14 protein-coding genes and 2 riboswitches are annotated in these 18874 nt (G+C 71.6%); of the genes, 6 read left to right on the plus strand and 8 right to left on the minus strand.

Annotation, left to right across the window (positions count from 1 at the left end; translation table 11 throughout):
* Positions 1 to 44: 44 nt before the first annotated feature.
* Positions 45 to 1943, plus strand: a complete 1899-nt coding sequence (locus AC2DGY_RS06265) for an ABC transporter ATP-binding protein (protein WP_484509982.1) — start codon at positions 45 to 47, stop codon at positions 1941 to 1943.
* A gap of 65 nt (positions 1944 to 2008) precedes the next feature.
* On the opposite strand, the gene AC2DGY_RS06270 is transcribed toward AC2DGY_RS06265, so the two are convergent.
* Genes AC2DGY_RS06270 through AC2DGY_RS06295 form a run of 6 tightly spaced genes read right to left on the minus strand, consistent with a single transcriptional unit; the run spans position 2009 to position 8627 of the window.
* Entirely contained in the window at positions 2009 to 2947 is a 939-nt protein-coding gene (locus tag AC2DGY_RS06270; protein ID WP_484508838.1) for a glycosyltransferase family 2 protein, read from the minus strand.
* Entirely contained in the window at positions 2944 to 4083 is a 1140-nt protein-coding gene (locus tag AC2DGY_RS06275) for a cysteine desulfurase family protein (protein WP_484509983.1), read from the minus strand. Before AC2DGY_RS06275 ends, AC2DGY_RS06270 begins: the two co-directional genes overlap by 4 nt.
* 2 nt (positions 4084 to 4085) lie before the next feature.
* Positions 4086 to 4943 (minus strand): carboxylating nicotinate-nucleotide diphosphorylase, encoded by an 858-nt coding sequence (nadC, locus tag AC2DGY_RS06280; RefSeq protein ID WP_484508839.1) that lies wholly within the window; start codon positions 4941 to 4943, stop codon positions 4086 to 4088.
* Entirely contained in the window at positions 4943 to 6565 is a 1623-nt protein-coding gene (nadB, locus tag AC2DGY_RS06285; protein ID WP_484508840.1) for an L-aspartate oxidase, read from the minus strand. The genes nadC and nadB overlap by 1 nt, the downstream gene beginning before the upstream one ends.
* Positions 6562 to 7887, minus strand: a complete 1326-nt coding sequence (gene nadA, locus AC2DGY_RS06290; RefSeq protein ID WP_484508841.1) for a quinolinate synthase NadA — start codon at positions 7885 to 7887, stop codon at positions 6562 to 6564. Before nadA ends, nadB begins: the two co-directional genes overlap by 4 nt.
* An 11-nt stretch (positions 7888 to 7898) precedes the next feature.
* Positions 7899 to 8627: an NUDIX hydrolase gene (locus AC2DGY_RS06295; RefSeq protein WP_484508842.1), complete on the minus strand. Its 729-nt coding sequence runs from the start codon at positions 8625 to 8627 to the stop codon at positions 7899 to 7901.
* A gap of 188 nt (positions 8628 to 8815) precedes the next feature.
* On the opposite strand from AC2DGY_RS06295, the gene AC2DGY_RS06300 reads away from it, so the two are divergent.
* From AC2DGY_RS06300 to gcvP, 4 genes are all read left to right on the plus strand, one after another.
* Positions 8816 to 9988, plus strand: a complete 1173-nt coding sequence (locus AC2DGY_RS06300) for a MarP family serine protease (RefSeq protein ID WP_484508843.1) — start codon at positions 8816 to 8818, stop codon at positions 9986 to 9988.
* 72 nt (positions 9989 to 10060) lie between these two features.
* Positions 10061 to 10155: riboswitch (glycine riboswitch) on the plus strand.
* A riboswitch (glycine riboswitch) is annotated at positions 10156 to 10264 on the plus strand.
* 47 nt (positions 10265 to 10311) lie between these two features.
* Positions 10312 to 11436, plus strand: coding sequence for a glycine cleavage system aminomethyltransferase GcvT (gcvT, locus tag AC2DGY_RS06305; protein WP_484508844.1), 1125 nt, complete (start codon positions 10312 to 10314; stop codon positions 11434 to 11436).
* The gene (gene gcvH, locus AC2DGY_RS06310; RefSeq protein WP_484508845.1) at positions 11433 to 11843 is read left to right on the plus strand and encodes a glycine cleavage system protein GcvH; all 411 of its coding nucleotides are present in this window, start codon (positions 11433 to 11435) and stop codon (positions 11841 to 11843) included. Before gcvT ends, gcvH begins: the two co-directional genes overlap by 4 nt.
* Positions 11840 to 14764 (plus strand): aminomethyl-transferring glycine dehydrogenase, encoded by a 2925-nt coding sequence (gcvP, locus tag AC2DGY_RS06315; protein WP_484508846.1) that lies wholly within the window; start codon positions 11840 to 11842, stop codon positions 14762 to 14764. Before gcvH ends, gcvP begins: the two co-directional genes overlap by 4 nt.
* A 116-nt stretch (positions 14765 to 14880) precedes the next feature.
* Here the strand turns inward: gcvP and AC2DGY_RS06320 are convergent, their stop codons facing one another.
* The gene (locus AC2DGY_RS06320; protein ID WP_484508847.1) at positions 14881 to 15852 is read right to left on the minus strand and encodes a hypothetical protein; all 972 of its coding nucleotides are present in this window, start codon (positions 15850 to 15852) and stop codon (positions 14881 to 14883) included.
* A gap of 189 nt (positions 15853 to 16041) precedes the next feature.
* The gene (locus AC2DGY_RS06325) at positions 16042 to 16881 is read right to left on the minus strand and encodes a CPBP family intramembrane glutamic endopeptidase (protein ID WP_484508848.1); all 840 of its coding nucleotides are present in this window, start codon (positions 16879 to 16881) and stop codon (positions 16042 to 16044) included.
* 174 nt (positions 16882 to 17055) lie between these two features.
* On the opposite strand from AC2DGY_RS06325, the gene AC2DGY_RS06330 reads away from it, so the two are divergent.
* Complete coding sequence (locus tag AC2DGY_RS06330; protein WP_484508849.1) at positions 17056 to 18840, plus strand: ABC transporter family substrate-binding protein; 1785 nt, start codon at positions 17056 to 17058, stop codon at positions 18838 to 18840.
* Positions 18841 to 18874 lie beyond the last annotated feature (34 nt).

Here is an 18874-nt window from a genome sequence, read left to right on the forward strand (position 1 = left end):
AGTCGGCGGCGTCCGTGTGCCGACGTAGGCTGGCCCGCATGAGTATGGGCGGACGAGGCGGCGGAGGCGGGGGTTCGCCGTTCCGTGGCGTGGACGTCCGGGCTCAGCGTCGCCTGAACGCCGAGGCCCCGCGGGTGCAGAACCTCGGTCGCCGCGTGATCGCGCTGTTCCGTCCGTACGGGGGACGCATCGTGGTCACGGGCATCCTGGTGGTCGTCGCCGCGGCGGTCGGGGTCATCCCGCCGCTGCTGGTGCAGCGGATCTTCGACGACGCACTGTTCCCCGTCGCCGGCGGGCCGCCCGACATGCCGCTGCTCCTGCGGCTGGTCCTCATCATGATCGCGCTGTTCCTGCTGTCGGCAGCCCTCGGCGTCGCGCAGACCTGGCTCACCTCGACGGTGGGCAACCGGGTCACCGGAGACCTCCGGGTGCGCCTGTTCGAGCATCTCCAGTCGATGGAGCTGGGCTTTTTCACGCGGACCAAGACCGGCGTCATCCAGTCGCGCCTGCAGAACGACGTCGGCGGGGTGTCGGGCGTGCTCACGAACACGGTGACGAGCATCCTCGGCAACGTCGTGACCGTGGCGGCCTCGCTCGTGGCGATGATCCTCATCGACTGGCGACTGACGATCATCGCGGTCGTGATGATGCCGGTGCTGATCCTCGTGCAGCGACGGGTGGGTCAGGTGCGCGCGCGCATCGCGGGGGAGACGCAGGAGTCGCTGTCGGAGCTGACCTCCATCACCCAGGAGACCCTGAGCGTCTCCGGCATCCTGCTATCGAAGTCCTTCAACCGCCAGCGCACCGAGTCGGCGCGCTTCGCCGCCGAGAACGTCAACCAGGTGCGTCTCCAGGTGCGCCGGGCCATGAGCGGTCAGGGGTTCTTCGCGGTCGTCCAGGTGCTGATGTCCAGCGTCCCCGCGATCATCTACCTCGTCTCCGGCTACCTCGTCACCGGCGGGCTGGACACGATCACCGCCGGCACCGTCGTCGCGTTCACCACGGTCCAGGCGCGGCTGCTGATGCCCCTCATGGGCCTCATGCGGGTGGCGCTGGACCTGCAGACCTCGGCGGCGCTGTTCGCGCGCATCTTCGAGTACCTCGACCTGGTGCCCGCCATCGGCGACGCGCCCGACGCCATCCCGGTGTCCGAGGCCGCCGGTCCCGTCGGGCGGATCGAGTTCCGAGACGTCGTCTTCCGCTACCCGGATGCATCGGCCGAAAGCCGGGCGACCCTCGACGGCGTCTCGTTCACCGCCGAACCCGGCACGCACGTCGCCTTCGTCGGGCCGTCGGGGGCGGGCAAGACGACGATCCTCTACCTCACGCCGCGGCTGTACGAGGCCTCCGAGGGGGCCGTGGTGTTCGCCGGTGCGGACGTGCGTCGGCTGCAGCAGGCCTCGATCATCGACGAGATCGGCATCGTGTCCCAGGAGACCTACCTCTTCCACGCGACGATCCGCGACAACCTCCGGTACGCCAAGCCGGATGCCACCGACGCGGAGGTCGAGGCGGCCTGCCGCGCCGCCAACATCCACCACGTGATCGCCGGGTTCGAGCGCGGATACGACACGGTGGTGGGCGAGCGGGGCTACCGCCTCTCCGGCGGGGAGAAGCAGCGCATCGCGATCGCCCGGGTGCTCCTGAAGGACCCGCCCGTGCTGCTGCTGGACGAGGCCACGAGCGCGCTGGACACCGTGTCGGAGCGGATCGTGCAGGAGGCGCTGGACGCCGCCGCGCGCGGGCGCACCACCCTCTCGATCGCGCACCGCCTCTCCACCGTCATCGGCGCCGACGTCATCCACGTCGTGGACGCGGGACGCATCGTGGAATCCGGCACGCATGCCGAGCTCCTCGCTCGAGAAGGCCTCTACGCGAGTCTGGCCGCGGAGCAGATGGCGGCCAGCCGCGTCCTCACCGAGGAAGCCATCGCCGAATCCTGAGCCGGGTGCCTACGGTCGCCGTCTTCGGGCTGGTGCACGGGCAACGGTCGCCGGCGGGAAGCGGGTCACCACAGCAGGGCGGCCGACACCGGGGGCGCCTCGGCCGGCACGGCGGACAGGGCGTGGATGTCGCGGACGAAGGCGCCGAGCGTGCGGCGGTAGGCGGCGTCGGGGTGGGTGCGGGCGAGCTCCACGAGCGGCGGGACGTCCATGGTCAGGATGAGGCGGACCCGCGACTGCACGGCGGCGTGCATGCCGGCCGCGGCGAGCACGTCGATGCCGCCCCGCATCGCAGCGAGGTACTCCTGCAGCACGGGAAGGGTGTCCCGCCCCTGCGTGATCGAGGTGCCGTCGGCGCGCTCGCGCCATTCCACGACCACGTCGGGCACGATGTCGAACGCGCGGGCGCCGGCGTACATCCGCTGCGCGACGACCTGGTCTTCGTACAGGCGGCCCTCGGGGAAGCGCAGGCCCGTGCGGTGCCAGAACTCCGTCCGGCTCACCTTGGACCACGCCACGATGTTGCCGGATGCGTCGGGGTGTTCGACGAGCGTCGTGGCGACGCGGGCCGGGTGCGTCGCAGCGGTCACCCACGGCTGCACCGACCCGGCCGCGTAGCCGCCGACGCCGTCGGGGCGGAGGCGGACGTACGCGCCCACGGCGAAGTCGCTGCCGGAGGCGTCGAGGACGCCGATGAGGCGGCGGAGCGCATCGGGACGGAGGCGGTCGTCGGCGTCGAGGAACCCCAGGAGCGGGGTGTCGACGAGGTCAAGGCCGGTATTGCGGGCCGCCGCCAGCCCGCGACGGGTGTCGTGCCGCACGAACCGGAACCGCGGATCCCGGTCGGCGGCGGCGGCGAACAGATGGCCCGTGGCGTCGGTGGAGGCGTCGTCCACGAGCACCGCCGCCCAGTCGGTGCGTGTCTGCGCCCGCAGCGAGCCGAGGGCGTCCGGGACGTACTCCGCGACATCGTGCCCGGGCACGATGACCGTGATCGCGCTCACGCGCCCGATCGTACCGCCGCGACCGAGGCGGCCAGCGCGTCGGCGACCGGAGCGAGCGAGTCCGACAGCGACCGCGGCAGAGTGAACCGCACGGCGGTGCGGGCCGTGTCGGTGTCGATCCCCAGGGCCACCAGCACGTGGGAGGCCTCGTCGCTGCCCGCCGCGCACGCCGACCCGCTCGAGGAGACGACGCCGCGCCGTTCCAGCTCGAGGAGGATCGCCTCGCCGCTCGTGCCGGGGAAGACGAAGCTCGCGGTGCCGGGGAGCCGGTGGATGGGATGGCCCGTGACGCGGGCATCCGGCAGCAGCGTCCGGATGCGGGCGACGAATTCGTCGCGCAGGGCAGCGACGCGGACGGCGACTTCGGCGCGGTCGGCCTCGGCAAGCTCAAGGGCGGTGGCGAATCCGACGGCTCCGGCGACGTCCTCGGTGCCCGACCGGCGTCCGCGTTCCTGCCCGCCGCCGTGCATCAGCGGCTCGAGGGGGATGCGGCCGCGGACGGCGAGCACGCCGGTGCCCTTCGGCGCGCCGATCTTGTGCCCGGCGATCGACAGCGCGTCGGCGCCGGTGGCGTCAAGCGCCAGCCAGCCTGCCGCCTGCACGGCGTCGAGGTGGAGGGGGATGCGGCCGGCCGAGGCCACGGCGGCAAGGGCGGCGGCATCCTGCACCGTGCCGACCTCGTTATTGGCGTACCCGAGGCTGATGAGCGCCGTGTCCTCCCGCAGCATCCCGGCCACAGCGGCGACGTCGACGCGGCCGCCGGCGTCGACGGGCGCGACGTCGATGGCGAACCCGTGCACGCGGCGGAGGTAGTCGGCCGACGCGAGGATCGACTCGTGCTCGATCGCGGTCGTGATCACGCGCGCGGCGCCCCGATTGAGCTGAGCGGCGATCGCGATGCCCTTCACCGCGAGGTTGTTGGCCTCGGTGCCCCCGGAGGTGAAGACGATGTCACCGCGGCGCATGCCGAGCACCGAGGCCACGCGAGAGCGGGCGTCGGTGAGGGCGGATGCGGCGGCTTCGCCCACGGTGTGGTGGCTGGACGCGTTGCCGAACTCCCGTGTGAGGTACGGCATCATCGCTTCGAGCACCTCTCCTCGCACGGGAGTGGTGGCAGCGGCGTCGAGGTAGAGCATGCTCACGCCGGGCCGACGCGCACGTCCAGACCGAGGTCGAGCGCCGGCGCCGAGTGCGTGAGGGCGCCGACCGAGATCACGTCGACGCCCGTCTCGGCGATGGCACGGACGGTGGACAGATCGACGCCGCCCGAGGCCTCCACGATGGCGCGACCGGCGATCTGCGCGACGCCGGTGCGCAGGTCGGCGAGGGAGAAGTTGTCGAGCATGATCGTGCCGATCCCGGCGGCGAGCACCGCCTCGATCTGGTCCAGACGATCCACCTCCACCTCGACGTGGGTGGTGTGCGGCAGCTGCGCGATCGCCCCCTGCAGGGCCGCGGTCACCGACACCCCCTTCTGGGCGAGCACGGCGAGGTGGTTGTCCTTCACCATGACCGCGTCCGAGAGCGAGAAGCGATGGTTGTGACCCCCGCCCATCCGCACGGCGTGGCGCTCGAAGGCCCGCAGGCCCGGCGTCGTCTTGCGGGTGTCGGCGATCCGGGCCCCGGTGTGCGCGACCTCGGCGACGTACTGCGCGGTGAGCGTGGAGATCCCCGTCATCCGCTGCGCGAAATTCAGCCCGATGCGCTCGGCGGTCAGCACGGCCCGGGCGGGACCGGAGACCAGTGCCAGCGTCGCGCCGGCCTCGACGTACTCGCCGTCCTCGGCCAGGAGGTCGACGCGGGTGCGGGGATCGGTGAGGGAGAACGCGGCGGCGAAGACCTCGCCCCCGCTGAAGATCCCGGGCTCCCGGGCGACGAGTTCTGCGCGCGCGACGGCGGTCTCGACGATCAGCGTGGCGCTGGTCACGTCGCCCCACGGGGCGTCTTCCTCGAGGGCGGCGGCGACCGTGCGCTGGATCAGGGCGGGGGTGAGCATCAGGCGGCTCCTTCCATGGCCGGCGCGGCGGACGCTGCCGGCGCGGCGTCGACGCGGAAATGGGCACCGACCGACGCGGTGCGTGCACGGGCCGCCGCCACGAGGTGCTCGGCCACCAGCAGCAGGTTCGCGTCCTCGTGCTCGGGCACCGTGGCTGCGGCCGGCCGGGTGGCGCGCCAGCCGGCGATGACGGATGCCGCGTGCTCGAGCCCGGGCGCACAGCGCTCGACGCCGGCTGCGTCCCACATCAGCCGCTGCAGGGCGGAGCGCGAGAATCGCTCGCCCGCCGTACCGTGGTCGGCCAACGCACGCACGGACGCGACCCGGAGCGGGCGAGCGGGCGCCGGTGCGGTGGCGGGCCACGCTGATCGCGCGTCGGCGGCGATGACGTCCCCCGCGCGCGCGCCGAAGACCGCGCCCTCCAGCAGCGAGTTGGAGGCGAGGCGGTTCGCGCCGTGCACGCCGGTGCGGGCGACCTCGCCGACCGCGTAGAGGCCGGGCACGCTCGTGCGGCCGTGGAGGTCGGTGTCGACGCCGCCCATGAGGTAGTGCGCTGCCGGGGTCACCGGGATGGGTTCGCGGGCCCAGTCCCACCCGCGGGCGCGCACCGCGGCGTCGATGGTCGGGAACCGGTCGGCGAGGAACGCGGCGGTCGCCTCCGGCGTCGCGCGGAGGCCGCGGGCATCCAGGCGCACCGGACGCCCGCCCTGGTCTTCCATCGCGCGCACGATCGCACGGGCGACGACGTCCCGCGGGGCGAGTTCCCCATCCGGGTGCGCGTCGAAGGCGAACCGACGGCCGTCGTCGTCGATCAAGGTGGCGCCCTCGCCCCGTACGGCCTCGGACACCAGGAACGGCTCGCCCCCACCCAGCACCGTCTCACCCAGGAGCACCGTCTCACCCACGAGCACCGTGGGATGGAACTGCACGAATTCGAGATCGCTCACGGCCGCTCCCATCCGCAGGGCCGCGGCGATGCCGTCGCCGGTGGCCACGGCCGGGTTGGTGGTGTGCGCGTACAGCTGCCCCGCCCCGCCGGTGGCGAGCACCACGGCGTCCGCCGGAATCCGCTCGAGGCGGTCCTCGGCGCCCGCGGAGCCGGGGACGCGGCGCCGGCGCACCACATCGACGCCGGTGACGCGTTCCGGGCTCCCGGCGAGGTCTGCGAGGAAGGCGTGCTCGACCACGCGCACGTCCGCGGCGCGCACGCGAGCGGCCAGGGCGCGCTCGATGGCCCACCCGGTGGCGTCGCCGCCGGCGTGCACGATGCGCGGGTAGGAGTGGGCCGCTTCCCGGCCCTTGGCGTAGGAGCCGTCCGCGCCCCGGTCGAAGGCGACGCCCAGTTCGACCAGCTCGCGGATGCGCGCGGGACCCTCCGTCGCCAGGACGCGCACCGCCGCCGGGTCGGCCAGTCCCGCCCCGGCGGCCAGGGTGTCGCGCACGTGCGCGTCGATGCTGTCGTCGTCGAAGAGCACGCCGGCGATGCCGCCCTGCGCGAACCGCGTGTTGGCGTGCTCGAGCACGTCCTTCGTGACGAGCGTCACGGTGCACCCCGCGGTCCTGGCGTGCAGTGCCGCGGCGAGTCCGGCGATGCCGGAGCCGATCACGACGACCGCGGTCACGACCCGACCTGTGCCTGGGGCTTGGCCGCCAGCATCCGCTCGAGGGCGACCGTGGCGGGCTCCGACACCGAGGAGGGCACGGTGATGCGGTTGATGACGTCTCCGCGCACGAGGGATTCCAGCACCCACGCGAGGTAGCCGGGATGGATGCGGTACATGGTCGAGCAGGGGCAGACCACCGGGTCGAGGCAGAAGATCGTGTGCTGCGGGTACTCCGCCGCGAGGCGCTGCACGAGGTTCACCTCGGTGCCGATCGCGAACGTGGTGGGCTCCGTCGCAGCCGCGATGGCCTTGCGGATGAAGTCGGTGGAGCCCGCCTCATCCGCGGCATCCACGACGTCCATGGGGCACTCGGGATGCACGATCACGCGCACGCCCGGGTGCTCGGCGCGGGCCTGGTCGATCTGGTCGACGGTGAAGCGGCGGTGCACCGAGCAGAAACCGTGCCACAGGATGACGCGGCTGTCGTAGAGCGTGATCTCGTCGTTCCCGCCGAGGGGGCGGCGCGGGTTCCACAGGGGCATCTGGTCCAGCGGCACGCCCATCGCCTTGGCGGTGTTGCGTCCCAGGTGCTGGTCGGGGAAGAACAGGACGCGGCGGCCGCGGGCGAACGCCCACTCCAGCACGGTGCGCGCGTTGGACGACGTGCAGACGATCCCTCCGTGCCGGCCGACGAACCCCTTGATCGCGGCCGAGGAATTCATGTACGTCACCGGCACTACTGGGACGAGACCGTCGGGGCCCGGGGTGTCGAGATCTCCGAAGGCCTCCTCGAGCTGCTCCCAGCACTCCTCCACCTGGTCGATGTCGGCCATGTCGGCCATCGAGCAGCCGGCGGCGAGGTTCGGCAGGATGACGGCCTGGTGGGGCTGGGAGAGCAGGTCGGCGGTCTCGGCCATGAAGTGCACGCCGCAGAACACGATCGCCTCCGCCTCCGGGTGCGCCTTCGCGGCGCCGGCGAGCTGGAACGAGTCGCCCACGTAGTCGGCGTGGCGGATGACCTCTTCGCGCTGGTAGAAGTGGCCGAGCACCATGACGCGATCGCCGAGCGCGGCCTTGGCGGCGCGGATGCGGTCGTCCAGCTCGTCGGCGGGCGCGTCGCGGTACTCCGCCGGGAGTTCGCCCTGCCGCGGGGCTCCGGTGGGGATGACGTCGCCCATGGATGCACCGGGTCCGTAGCCGGGGCGCACGTCGAAGGCCCACGGGCCGGCGGCGAGGTCGGTGGTGCAGGTGGACGAGGTCGAGGCGCCGGCAACGATCGCCTGGATCTCGTGGTCGACCGACGGGTCGATCGGGTGCGGGTTGAGCAGCGTCGCGGGCATGTCGATTCCGATCAGTTGCGGGTCGTCAGGGGCCCGCGGTCGGCGAGCTCGACGTCCCGGTTGTAGCGGTACAGGCGAGCGGGTCGGTGGCTCCCGGTGCGGAAGCGGTCGGTCGGGATGAGGGTGCCGGAGCTTTCCACCTGGCGGCGGAAGTTGGCCGGGTCCAGGCGCCGCTCGAGGATCGATTCGTTCACCTCGCGGAGCTCCGCGAGAGTGAATTCGGCGGGGAGGAGACCGTGCGCGATGCGGCTGTAGCCGACCTTGTTGCGCAGGCGCCAGAGGGCGTACTCGACGATGTCGTTGTGGTCGAAGGCGAGACGCGGGAGGTTTGCGACCTCGAACCACTCGACGTTCTCCGGCGCATCGCCGCCCTGGGCGTGCGCGGCGACCTGCGCGTCGACCTCGTCGGCACGAAGGAGCGCCCAGTACACGATCGAGACGACGCGGGTGGGGGAGCGGTCCACGGCGCCGAAGGCGTAGAGCTGTTCGAGGTAGCTGGGGGTCAGGCCCGTGGTCTCGGCGAGCGTGCGCGAGGCCGCCGCATCCAGGCTCTCCGCCGGGTCGAGCCATCCACCCGGGAGCGCCCACGCGCCGTCGTACGGTTCGCGGGTGCGGCGCACGAGGGGGAGGACGAGCGCCGCGACGTCGTCCTCCGGGCGGCGCCGGAGGCTGAAGATCACGGTGGACACGGCGACGCGGGCGTCGTCGACGCCGGGGCGGGATGCGGTGGTTTGTGTCATCATGACCTTTACTGCCTGGATCTTAGTGTCAGAGTGACCCGAAGCGCAAGCACCCCCCCCATCCCGCCCCCATCCCGCCCCCACCCGCCCGTCGACTCGCCAGCAAACGTCGGACATCCGTGCGAGAAACAACGGAACGTGGCGACTCGACGGGGGAGGTTCCCAGGATTCGCGCCTAGCGTGAACCCGTGCTGCTCGTGGACGTCCTCCTGATCGTGCTGCTGGCCGTCTCGGTACTCATCGGTGTGCGTCGCGGGTTCCTCGCCAGCGTCGGGCTGTTCGCGGGGCTGGCGGTCGGCGCAGTGGCGGCGTACTGGCTCATGCCGCTCGTGGGGACGTGGGTGCCCCTGGCCGCGTGGCGCACGCTCGCCGTCGCGGCGACCGGCATCTTCCTCCTGCTCCTGGGCGCGGCCATCGGGTCGGCGATCGGGCGGGGCCTCCGCCGTGGGGTCGACCGCATCCGTCTCCGCATCCCCGAGCGCATCCTCGGCGGGGTGGTGAGCGGCCTGGCCGCCGTGCTGGCGATCTCCTTCGTCGGCGGCGCCCTCGTCTCCACCGGTACTCCCGTGGTTTCCAGTGCCCTGGCATCCTCGACGGTGCTGCGCACGATCGACTGGGCGACCCCGGCTCCGGTGCGGGCCGCGCTCGCACAGCTGCGCGGATCGGTGTTCGAGGAGGGACTTCCCACCCTCGGACGCCTGCTCGAGCCCGCGGTCACGCCGAGTGCACCGGATGTCGCGCTGGATGACCCCGCCCTGGCTCGCGCCGCGCAGTCGGTGGCCAAGATCACCGGCGTCGCCTATGCGTGCGGAATCACCGCGAGCGGGACCGGGTTCGCCGTCTCACCGGAACTGGTCGTCACCAACGCCCACGTGGTCGCCGGCGTGGAGCAACCCGTCGTGGAACTGCCCGGCGAAGCGGCGCGCGACGGACGCGTGGTGTACTTCGACCCCGTGGACGACCTCGCCGTGGTCGCCGTGGAGGGCCTCGACGCCGACCCGCTCGCAGTGTCGCCGACGCTCCCCGTGGGCGCTGCCGCCGTGGTGCAGGGATACCCGCACGGGGGTCCGTTCACCTCGGGCGCTGCACAGGTCGTGTCGGTGGGCACCGTGGCCGTGCCCGACATCTCCGACTCCTCCTCGGCGCCGCGCGAGATCTACGCCCTCGCCGCCACCGTGCAGCCGGGCAACTCCGGCGGACCGCTGCTCACCACCGACGGGCAGGTGGCCGGCGTCGTGTTCGCCCGCTCCGACGTCGGCGATGACATCGGGTACGCGATGACCCCGACGGAACTGAACCCGGTGCTCGCTCGGCTCGACGCGTTCGACGCCGCCGTACCCTCGGGGTCCTGCCGGCGCTGACCGCGCGCTATGCTGGCCGCGCGGATCGCCCTCGGGCGGCCGCCGGCTCCGGCTGACAACCGAATATCGGCCTCAACCCCCGCGGGAGAGCCCGGGCGCACCCTGCCGGGCACCGAAGGAGCAAGCCTCCCCGCCAATCTCTCAGGTCCGCGTACCGCGTGGGTCGGCCACTCTGGAAAGCGATCGGGATGCACCGCCCGGTCCGCCGACGGTGAAAGCCGCTGCATCCCGTTTCGGATGCGGCGGCGAAACTCTCAGGCCGATGACAGAGGGGGAGTTCACAGACACCGTCCGGTGCCTGCCCGATCGCGACGGGAGAACTCATGCCAGGCCCCCGCACCACGCCGCTGCACCAACGCCACGAGGCCCTCGGCGCGTCGTTCACGGACTTCGGCGGGTGGCTCATGCCCGTGCGGTACAGCTCCGACCTCGCCGAGCACCACGCGGTGCGCCGGACGGCCGGGCTCTTCGACATCTCGCACATGGCCGAGTTCGATGTGCGCGGGTCCGATGCCGCCGCCTTCCTGGACTACGCGCTGGCGGGGCGCCTGTCGGCCCTCGCGGTCGACCAGGCCAAGTACTCCCTCGTCCTCGCGCCGGGAGGCGGCATCGTCGACGACGTGATCGCGTACCGGCACGGCCCGGATCACTTCCTGGTCATCGCCAACGCGGGCAACCGGGATGCGGTGGCCGAGGCGTTCGCGGAACGGGCGGAGCACTTCGACGTCTCCGTCACCGATGAGACCGAGCAGACCGCCTTGATCGCGGTGCAGGGCCCGCGGGCAGCGGCCGTCCTCGCCGCCGTCGCCGATCTCTCGGACTACTCCACGCCCATCGACGAGCAGAAGTACTACCGCTTAGCCCACGCGCTCTTCCGTCCCCGCGCCGGCGACCCTGTGCGCGTGCACGTGGCCCGCACGGGGTACACCGGCGAGGACGGGTTCGAGCTGGTGGTGCCGGCGGAGGCGGCCGGCGCGCTCTGGGACGCCGTGCTCGCGGCGGGCGAGCCGTTCGGCCTGGTCCCCGCCGGGCTCGCGGCGCGCGACACGTTGCGGCTGGAAGCGGGGATGCCGCTCTACGGCCACGAGCTGGGCCTCGGCGTGATGCCTGCCCAGGCCGGCCTCAGCCGGGTCGTCGCCGCCGACAAGGACGACTTCGTGGGGAGAGCCGGGCTGGATGCCGCCGCATCCGCCGACGCGCCCGTGCTCGTGGGGCTCGTCTCCGAGGGCCGCCGCGCCGGGCGCGCCGGGTATGCCGTGCACGACGGCGACGCCGTGGTCGGGCAGATCACCAGCGGGGCCCTGAGCCCGACCCTCGGGCATCCCATCGCGCTGGCCTTCGTCGACCCCGGTGTCAGCGAGCCGGGCACCGAACTGTCCCTCGACGTACGGGGGACCCGCATCCCCGCGACCGTGACCGCCCTGCCCTTTTATCGGAGGAAGAAATGACCGATCTCGACGCCCTCAAATACACCCCCGAGCACGAGTGGGTCGCGCTCGACGGCGACCTGTCGACCGGCTCGGAGCAGACGGTGGCGACCGTCGGCATCACCGACTTCGCCGCCGATCTGCTCGGCGACATCGTCTTCGTCGACCTGCCCGCGACCGGCTCCGCGGTCACCGCGGGTCAGATCTGCGGCGAGATCGAATCGACCAAGTCGGTCGGCGAGCTATACGCGCCGCTGGCCGGTGAGGTGGTGGCCGTGAACGACGCGGTCGTCGATGACCCGTCGCTGGTGAATTCCGATCCGTACGGCGACGGCTGGCTGCTGAAGATCCGCGTCGACCCCGCCTCCGCCGACGCGGAGCTCCTCGACCGCGCGGCATACACGCGGCTCACCGGCGGCCCGTCATGACCGCATCCGCTTCCGCATCCGGCCGGGCGGACGCCGTGCCCGGTTTCGCCGCGCGGCACATCGGCACGGATGCTTCGGCGCAGCGCCGCATGCTCGACGTGCTCGGGTACGACAGCGTCGACGCCCTCGTGCGGACGGCGGTGCCCGCCGCCATCCAGGTCCGCGACCGCGCGACCAGCGACATCCCGCCCGCGGCCACGGAGGCCGAGGCGCTCGCGGAGTTGCGCGCGCTCGCCTCGCAGAACCGCACGGCGCGTCCCATGATCGGGCTCGGCTACTACGACACGTTCACGCCGTCGGTCATCGCCCGCAACGTGCTGGAGAACCCTTCCTGGTACACCGCGTACACGCCGTACCAGCCGGAGATCTCGCAGGGGCGCCTGGAGGCGCTCATCAACTTCCAGACCATGGTGAGCGACCTCACGGGGCTCGCGACGGCGAACGCGTCGATGCTCGACGAATCCACCGCGGTCGTCGAGGGGATGCTGCTGGCCCGCCGCGCATCGAAATCGCGCTCGAACGTGTTCCTCGTCGACTCCGACGCGCTGCCGCAGACGAGGGCCCTCCTGCGCCACCGGGCCGAGGCCGTCGGGATCGACCTGCGCGTGGCCGACCTGTCGGCTCAGGCCGTGGACGAGGAGGTCTTCGGCGCGCTCATCCAGTACCCCGGCGCATCCGGGCGGATCTGGGATCCGGCCCCGGTTGTGGAGGCCGTCCACGGTCAGGGCGGGCTCGCGGTCGTGGCCGCCGATCTCCTCGCGCTCACCCTGCTGCGCTCGCCTGGTTCGTTCGGTGCCGACGTCGCGGTCGGCACGACGCAGCGGTTCGGCGTGCCGCTGGGATTCGGTGGACCGCACGCCGGATACATGGCCGTGCGCGCCGGGCTCGAGCGTCAGCTTCCCGGCCGGCTCGTCGGGGTGTCGCAGGATGCGGCGGGGCATCCCGCGTACCGCCTGTCGCTGCAGACCCGCGAACAGCACATCCGCCGGGAGAAGGCGACGTCGAACATCTGCACCGCGCAGGTGCTGCTGGCCGTCATGGCCGCCATGTACGCCGTCTACCACGGCCCGGACGGCTTGCGCGCCATCGCGACCGAGGTCGCACGCAAGGCCGAGGCGCTCGCCGCGGAGCTGCGCGACTACGACCTCATCCTCGTCTCGGAGTCGTTCTTCGACACGATCCGCGTGTCGGTGCCGGGCCGGGCGGAGGACGTCATCCGCCGCGCCCGGGAACGGGGATACCAGCTGCTGTGGCTGGATGACACGACCGTCGGCGTGTCGGTCGATGAGACGACCACCGCGGAAGACCTCGCCGCCGTCGCCGCCGCATTCGGCCTCCCCGAGACGGGCGAGCGTCGCCTGGAATTCGCCGGCGCCGAACCGGTGCGCGGCGTGCCGTCGAGCCTGCGGCGTGCGGACGAGTACCTCACCCACCCGGTGTTCTCCGCGCACCGCAGCGAGACGGCGATGATGCGCTACCTCAAGCTGCTCTCCGACCGCGACTATGCGCTGGACCGCGGCATGATCCCGTTGGGCTCGTGCACGATGAAGCTCAACGCGGCCACCGAGATGGCGGCGGTGTCGTGGCCGGAGTTCTCCCGCGTCCACCCCTTCGCCCCCGAGGAGGACGTCCGCGGGTACCTCGCCCTCATCGAGCAGCTCGAGCGGTGGCTGGCCGAGGTCACGGGGTACGACGCCGTGTCGCTGCAGCCCAATGCCGGCTCGCAGGGCGAGCTCGCCGGGCTCCTCGCCATCCGCGGGTTCCACCGGGCAGGCGGCGACCTCGGCCGGGTAGTGTGCCTCATCCCGTCGTCCGCGCACGGCACCAACGCCGCATCCGCGGTGCTGGCGGGGATGCGGGTGGTCGTGGTCGCGTGCGACGAGGCGGGCAACGTCGACCTCGACGACCTGCGCGCCAAGATCGCCGCGCACGCCGACGAGCTCGCCGCGCTCATGATCACCTACCCCTCCACGCATGGCGTGTACGAGCACGACGTGCTGGCGATCACGCAGGCCGTGCACGACGCCGGCGGCCAGGTCTACGTCGACGGCGCGAACCTCAACGCCCTGCTCGGCTACGCCCGGTTCGGCGACCTCGGTGGCGACGTGTCGCACCTGAACCTCCACAAGACCTTCGCGATCCCGCACGGCGGCGGGGGACCGGGGGTCGGGCCCGTCGCGGCGAAGGCGCACCTGGCGCCGTACCTGCCGTCGCATCCGTTCTCGCAGCGGGCCGACCACGGTGTTCTCTCGAGCGCTGATCGCGCGGGCGCCGTCTTCGACGGCGGGCCGGTGTCGGCCGCCCCGCACGGGTCGGCCGGGATCCTCCCCATCTCGTGGGCGTACGTGCGGATGATGGGCACCGAGGGGCTCCGGGATGCCACGGCATCCGCCGTTCTCGGTGCGAACTACATCGCCGCGCGGCTGCGCGAGCACTTTCCGGTGCTCTACGCGGGGGAGGGCGGGCTCGTCGCGCACGAGTGCATCCTCGACCTCCGTCCGCTGCGGGAGGAGACCGGCGTCACCGTCGACGATGTGGCCAAGCGCCTCATCGACTACGGGTTCCACGCGCCCACGATGTCGTTCCCGGTCGCGGGAACGCTCATGGTGGAACCGACGGAGTCGGAGGACCTCGGCGAACTCGACCGGTTCGTGGAGGCGATGATCGCAATCCACGCCGAGGCGCACGCCGTGGCGGCGGGGGAGTGGCCGGCCGACGACAACCCGCTCGTGGGCGCCCCGCACACCGCGGAGTCGGTCGTGACCGCGCAGTGGTCGCATCCCTACTCCCGCGAGACCGCGGTGTACCCCGTGCGCTCGCTTGTGCGCGCGAAGTACTGGCCCCCCGTCCGCCGCATCGACCAGGCCTACGGCGACCGCAACCTCGTGTGCGCCTGCCCTCCCGTCGAGGCCTTCGCCTAGCCCGGCCCGGCCGGCCCCGGCCCGCCCGGCCCGCCCGGCTTCGCGGCGAGACTGCATGCTGCCGACGAGCGCGCGACATAATGTCGCAGGTTCGTCGACGGGGTGCAGTCTCGCTGTCAGGCGCGTCCGGTGGGGGTGCGCAGTGCTCGGCGAAGGGCGAAAAGCTGCGCCGAGTTCTGGGCTCGGATGATCGGCAGCCCCGCCGACGCCAGTATCGCCTCCAGCGGGTCGCTCGCCAGCGCCTCGACCCACCCCCAGTGGGGCACGGCGCGGACGCCGTTGCGGAACAGGCGTGCGTCGCGCCCGTGACGTTTCCGTAGAGCGACGGATGCATCGCCGTACCGGCCGTCGTACTTCAGATCGCCGTCGCTTTCGCCGGCGACGGCGAACTCCGGCCACCACTTGTCCACGCGGTCCGCGTCGGGCCCCTCGCCGATCCATACCTGGAGCTCGGGGTCAGGGAATCCCAGCCACTCGATCACGGCCCGATCGACGGATTCGAGCGCCGATTCTGACGCCGCGGATGCTCGATGAAGCGCCCACCGAGCGTGCCGACGACCACGTGAGGATGCTCGCGCCTCGTTCAGCGCGACCAGTGCCTCCACCGTCAGGGAAGGGTCGCGGCCGAGAGCGGCATCCGCAACCGCGAGCCCGATTGCAGGATGGCGGGTCCGTGCGATGTCCACGACAGTGTCCGCGAGACTCGTCGCCAGCGCTCCTCGGATCGTGACGATGGAACGAGGATCTCGGCTGGTGTGCACGTGGATGCCGCCCGTCACGCGCGAGGTGCCTGATCCGTCCCCGAGCAGGTGCACCAGTCCGGGGTCGCCGAAGATGGGGAGCGCGTGAATCGCCGCCGCCGCTTCCAAGCAGGTCGGCTCGTCGGGATGCTGCAGCACGGCGCCGTGGACCCGTGCGAGATAGCGCTCCCAGGGTGCGAGGCGTGACCAGTCTTGCGTCGGGGCGTAAACACCTCGCAGCACCGGTGTGAGGTCGCCCGAACGCACCGCGCGGGTCGTGTGCGGGGCGTCGCGCGCGCGGAGGAGCGGGACGGGACTGGCGGCAGCGGGTAACGGGTCCTCGATCATCCCGCCACGATCCACCCGCCCCCCGCCCGCGAGCGGGCGCCCCGCAAGCCCGGTGGATGACGCATCCCGTAACGCGCCCTGTGGAGGAGTGGCCGTCGGGGCCGCGAGACCGCACGCTGCCGACGAGACCCCGACATAATGCCGCGCTCTCGTCGGCACGGTGCAGTCTCGCGGTCAGGACGGGGGCGGTCAGGACGGGGGCGGGGAGGGGGACGGGGGAGGGGAGGGGGCGAAGACGGTGGGCCAGAGGGCGGCGGCGAGGGGGTAGCCGATGAAGGCGACGACGTCGATGACGGTGTGCGCGATCACGAGCGGCATGACGCGGCCCCACCGGCGGTAGCACCACCCGAACACGACGCCCATCGCGAAGTTCCCGACGATCGCGCCGAAGCCCTGGTACGCGTGATACGCGCCGCGAAGGGCCGCGGTGGCGAGGATGATGCTCCACCACGACCAGCCGAGGCGCCGCAGCCGATCGAACAGGTAGCCGACGAAGATGACCTCCTCGGTCAGCCCCGCCCGCGCGGCCGCCAGCACCAGCAGCGGCACCACCCACCAAGCCGTGTCCAGCGGAGACGCGACCACCGCCACGTTCAGGCCGAGCGCGCGTCCGAGGGCATACAGCGCCAGCCCCGGGAGGCCGATGGCCAGTGCCAGGAGCGCCGCCCGGGTGACGTCGCCCCCGAATCCGCGGAAATCGAGCCCGATGCGTCGCAGCGCATTGCGCCCCGGCTCCCACAGGAGGTAGATGACCAGCGCGACGATCGCGAGCGAGAACGCGATGTCGAGAAACCGGTAGAGCGCATCCCACGCCGCCTCGGCATCCCGCGTGGGGTTGAGCTGCGTCTGCTGCTGCCCGATCGGGGTGGTCCGCAGCGACGCCCGCACGAGGGAGAGAACGGAGTACAGCGCGGACTGGCCGACGCTGACGGCCAAGACGAGGCCGATCTCCCACCGCAGACGGACGCGCCCCGCGCGGCCGAGGGATGCGGCCGACCCATCCGCGTTTCCCTCGCTGGATACCCGCATCTTGTCAGATTGCCACACGCCGTTCCCCGCGAGTTAAGTGTCTGTAACGTTTTCCACACACGTTTTGACCAACCCTGCACGCCTCCCTACAGTTTTCGTATCCGTGCCCCCCGGAAATGGCATCGCTGCCTCGGCGGGTGCATCACCCTTTCCACAGGAGGAAATGTGTCGGGAATGACATGGCGCAAGCGCGCCCTAACCGCGGGGGCCGGTGTCGCAGTCGCGGCTCTCGCGCTCGCCGGCTGCACGACGAGCGGCGGGACGGAGGAGGAGACCTCCTCTGAGGGCGGCACGATCACGATCGCGACAACCAACGCCTTCACGTCGTTCAACGGTGACACCCCCGACGCGAACCTCAACACCAACGGCATGGTCGGTTACCTCACCGGTGTGAGCGGCGGACTCGGTCTCGGCGGTTTCCTCCGTCTCGACTCGGACTACAGCATCCTGCCCAACGAGGACTTCGGAACGTACGAGAAGATCTCCGACGACCCGCTGACGGTCGAGTACACCCTCAACGAGGGGCTGACCTGGAGCGACGGCGAACCCATCACCGCCGATGACATGCTCGTCAACTGGGTCATCAACTCCGGTTGGTTCGACGACGCCGTCATCGACCCCGCGACGGGCGAGTCGACGAACGGCGGAACGCAGTACTTCACACTCGCCGGCAGCACCGCGGGCCTGGACACGACCTCTTTCCCTGAGATCAGCGAAGACAACATGTCGATGACGCTGACCTACTCCACCCCGTACGTCGACTGGGAGCTCGTGAACCCGATCGGCAAGCCGGCGCACGTCATCGCGGAGAAGGCGGGCGTCCCGCTCGAGGAGTTCATCGCGACGATCAACACGCTGCCCGAGGGAAACCCCGACGCCCCGGTGCCGGCCAACCCGACGCTGCAGGCGGCCGCGGAGTTCTGGAACACCGGATACGACGTCACCGCGATGCCGACGGATGAGAGCCTGCTGGTCGCCAGCGGTCCGTTCATCGTGACCGACTTCGTGCCGGAGTCGAGCATCACGCTGGAGAGGAACCCCGAGTACCAGGGCGACATGTCGCCGGCGTACGACCAGCTGATCCTCCGCTTCATCGGCGACGCCAACGCACAGGTCACGGCACTTCAGAACGGCGAGGTCAACGCGATCCAGCCGCAGCCGTCTGCCGACACCCTGACGGCCCTGGAGAATGCCAACGCCACCGTGCACTCCGGCGATGAGCTCGCGTACGACCACCTCGACCTGACCTTCGCCGGTGTCTTCGCCGACCCGGCCGTTCGTGAGGCGTTCCTCATGACCGTCCCGCGTCAGCAGATCCTCGACTCGATCGTCACCCCGATCAACCCCGAGGCCGGCGTGCTCAACTCGCAGATCTTCCTGCCCACGGACGCACAGTACGAGGATGCGGTGGCCGCGAGCGGGTACGACGAGTACACCGAACCCGACATCGAGGGTGCCCGGGCGCTGCTGAACGGCGCCACTCCCACGGTGCGGATCCTCTACAACACCAACAACCCGAACCGCGTGGACAGCTTCCGGGCCATCCAGCAGTCGGCCCAGGAGGCGGGCTTCGTCATCGAGGATGCCGGATCGCCCGACTGGAGCTCCCTGCTCGGCAGCGGCAGCTACGACGCGTCCATCTTCGGGTGGGTGTCGCCGGGTGCCGGTAACGCTGCGCTTCCGCAGATCTTCAAGACGGCCGGTGGTGGAAACTACAACCTCTACTCCAACGCGGCGGTCGACGAGCTCGTGGACGAGAGCCAGGTGACCGTCGACGAGGATCGCCTGTCGGAGATCAAGGTCGAGATCGACGCGGCCACCGCCGCCGACTTCTACGGTCTGCCGCTCTTCCAGTTGCCGGGTCTGTTCGCAGACAACGGCACCGTCGCGGGCGTCGAGTACTTCGGGGGTCAGACCGGACTGGTCTGGAACGCGCAGGAGTGGACGCTCGCCGACTGATCTCGGGGACACCCGGGTGACCTGCGGGGTGCCG

It is taken from the genome of Microbacterium sp. Z6_144 (assembly GCF_057197625.1).

What these genes read in the sequence shown, in the direction of transcription:
- nadC (WP_484508839.1), bottom strand. Translation starts at nt 4,943, where the DNA reads ATGCTCACCCCCGCCCTGATCCAGCGCACGGTCGCCGCCGCCCTCGAG.
- AC2DGY_RS06330 (WP_484508849.1), top strand. Translation starts at nt 17,056, where the DNA reads ATGACATGGCGCAAGCGCGCCCTAACCGCGGGGGCCGGTGTCGCAGTC.
- AC2DGY_RS06325 (WP_484508848.1), bottom strand. Translation starts at nt 16,881, where the DNA reads ATGCGGGTATCCAGCGAGGGAAACGCGGATGGGTCGGCCGCATCCCTC.
- AC2DGY_RS06275 (WP_484509983.1), bottom strand. Translation starts at nt 4,083, where the DNA reads ATGCTCTACCTCGACGCCGCTGCCACCACTCCCGTGCGAGGAGAGGTG.
- gcvP (WP_484508846.1), top strand. Translation starts at nt 11,840, where the DNA reads ATGACCGCATCCGCTTCCGCATCCGGCCGGGCGGACGCCGTGCCCGGT.
- AC2DGY_RS06295 (WP_484508842.1), bottom strand. Translation starts at nt 8,627, where the DNA reads ATGACACAAACCACCGCATCCCGCCCCGGCGTCGACGACGCCCGCGTC.
- nadA (WP_484508841.1), bottom strand. Translation starts at nt 7,887, where the DNA reads ATGCCCGCGACGCTGCTCAACCCGCACCCGATCGACCCGTCGGTCGAC.
- gcvH (WP_484508845.1), top strand. Translation starts at nt 11,433, where the DNA reads ATGACCGATCTCGACGCCCTCAAATACACCCCCGAGCACGAGTGGGTC.
- AC2DGY_RS06265 (WP_484509982.1), top strand. Translation starts at nt 45, where the DNA reads ATGGGCGGACGAGGCGGCGGAGGCGGGGGTTCGCCGTTCCGTGGCGTG.
- gcvT (WP_484508844.1), top strand. Translation starts at nt 10,312, where the DNA reads ATGCCAGGCCCCCGCACCACGCCGCTGCACCAACGCCACGAGGCCCTC.
- AC2DGY_RS06320 (WP_484508847.1), bottom strand. Translation starts at nt 15,852, where the DNA reads ATGATCGAGGACCCGTTACCCGCTGCCGCCAGTCCCGTCCCGCTCCTC.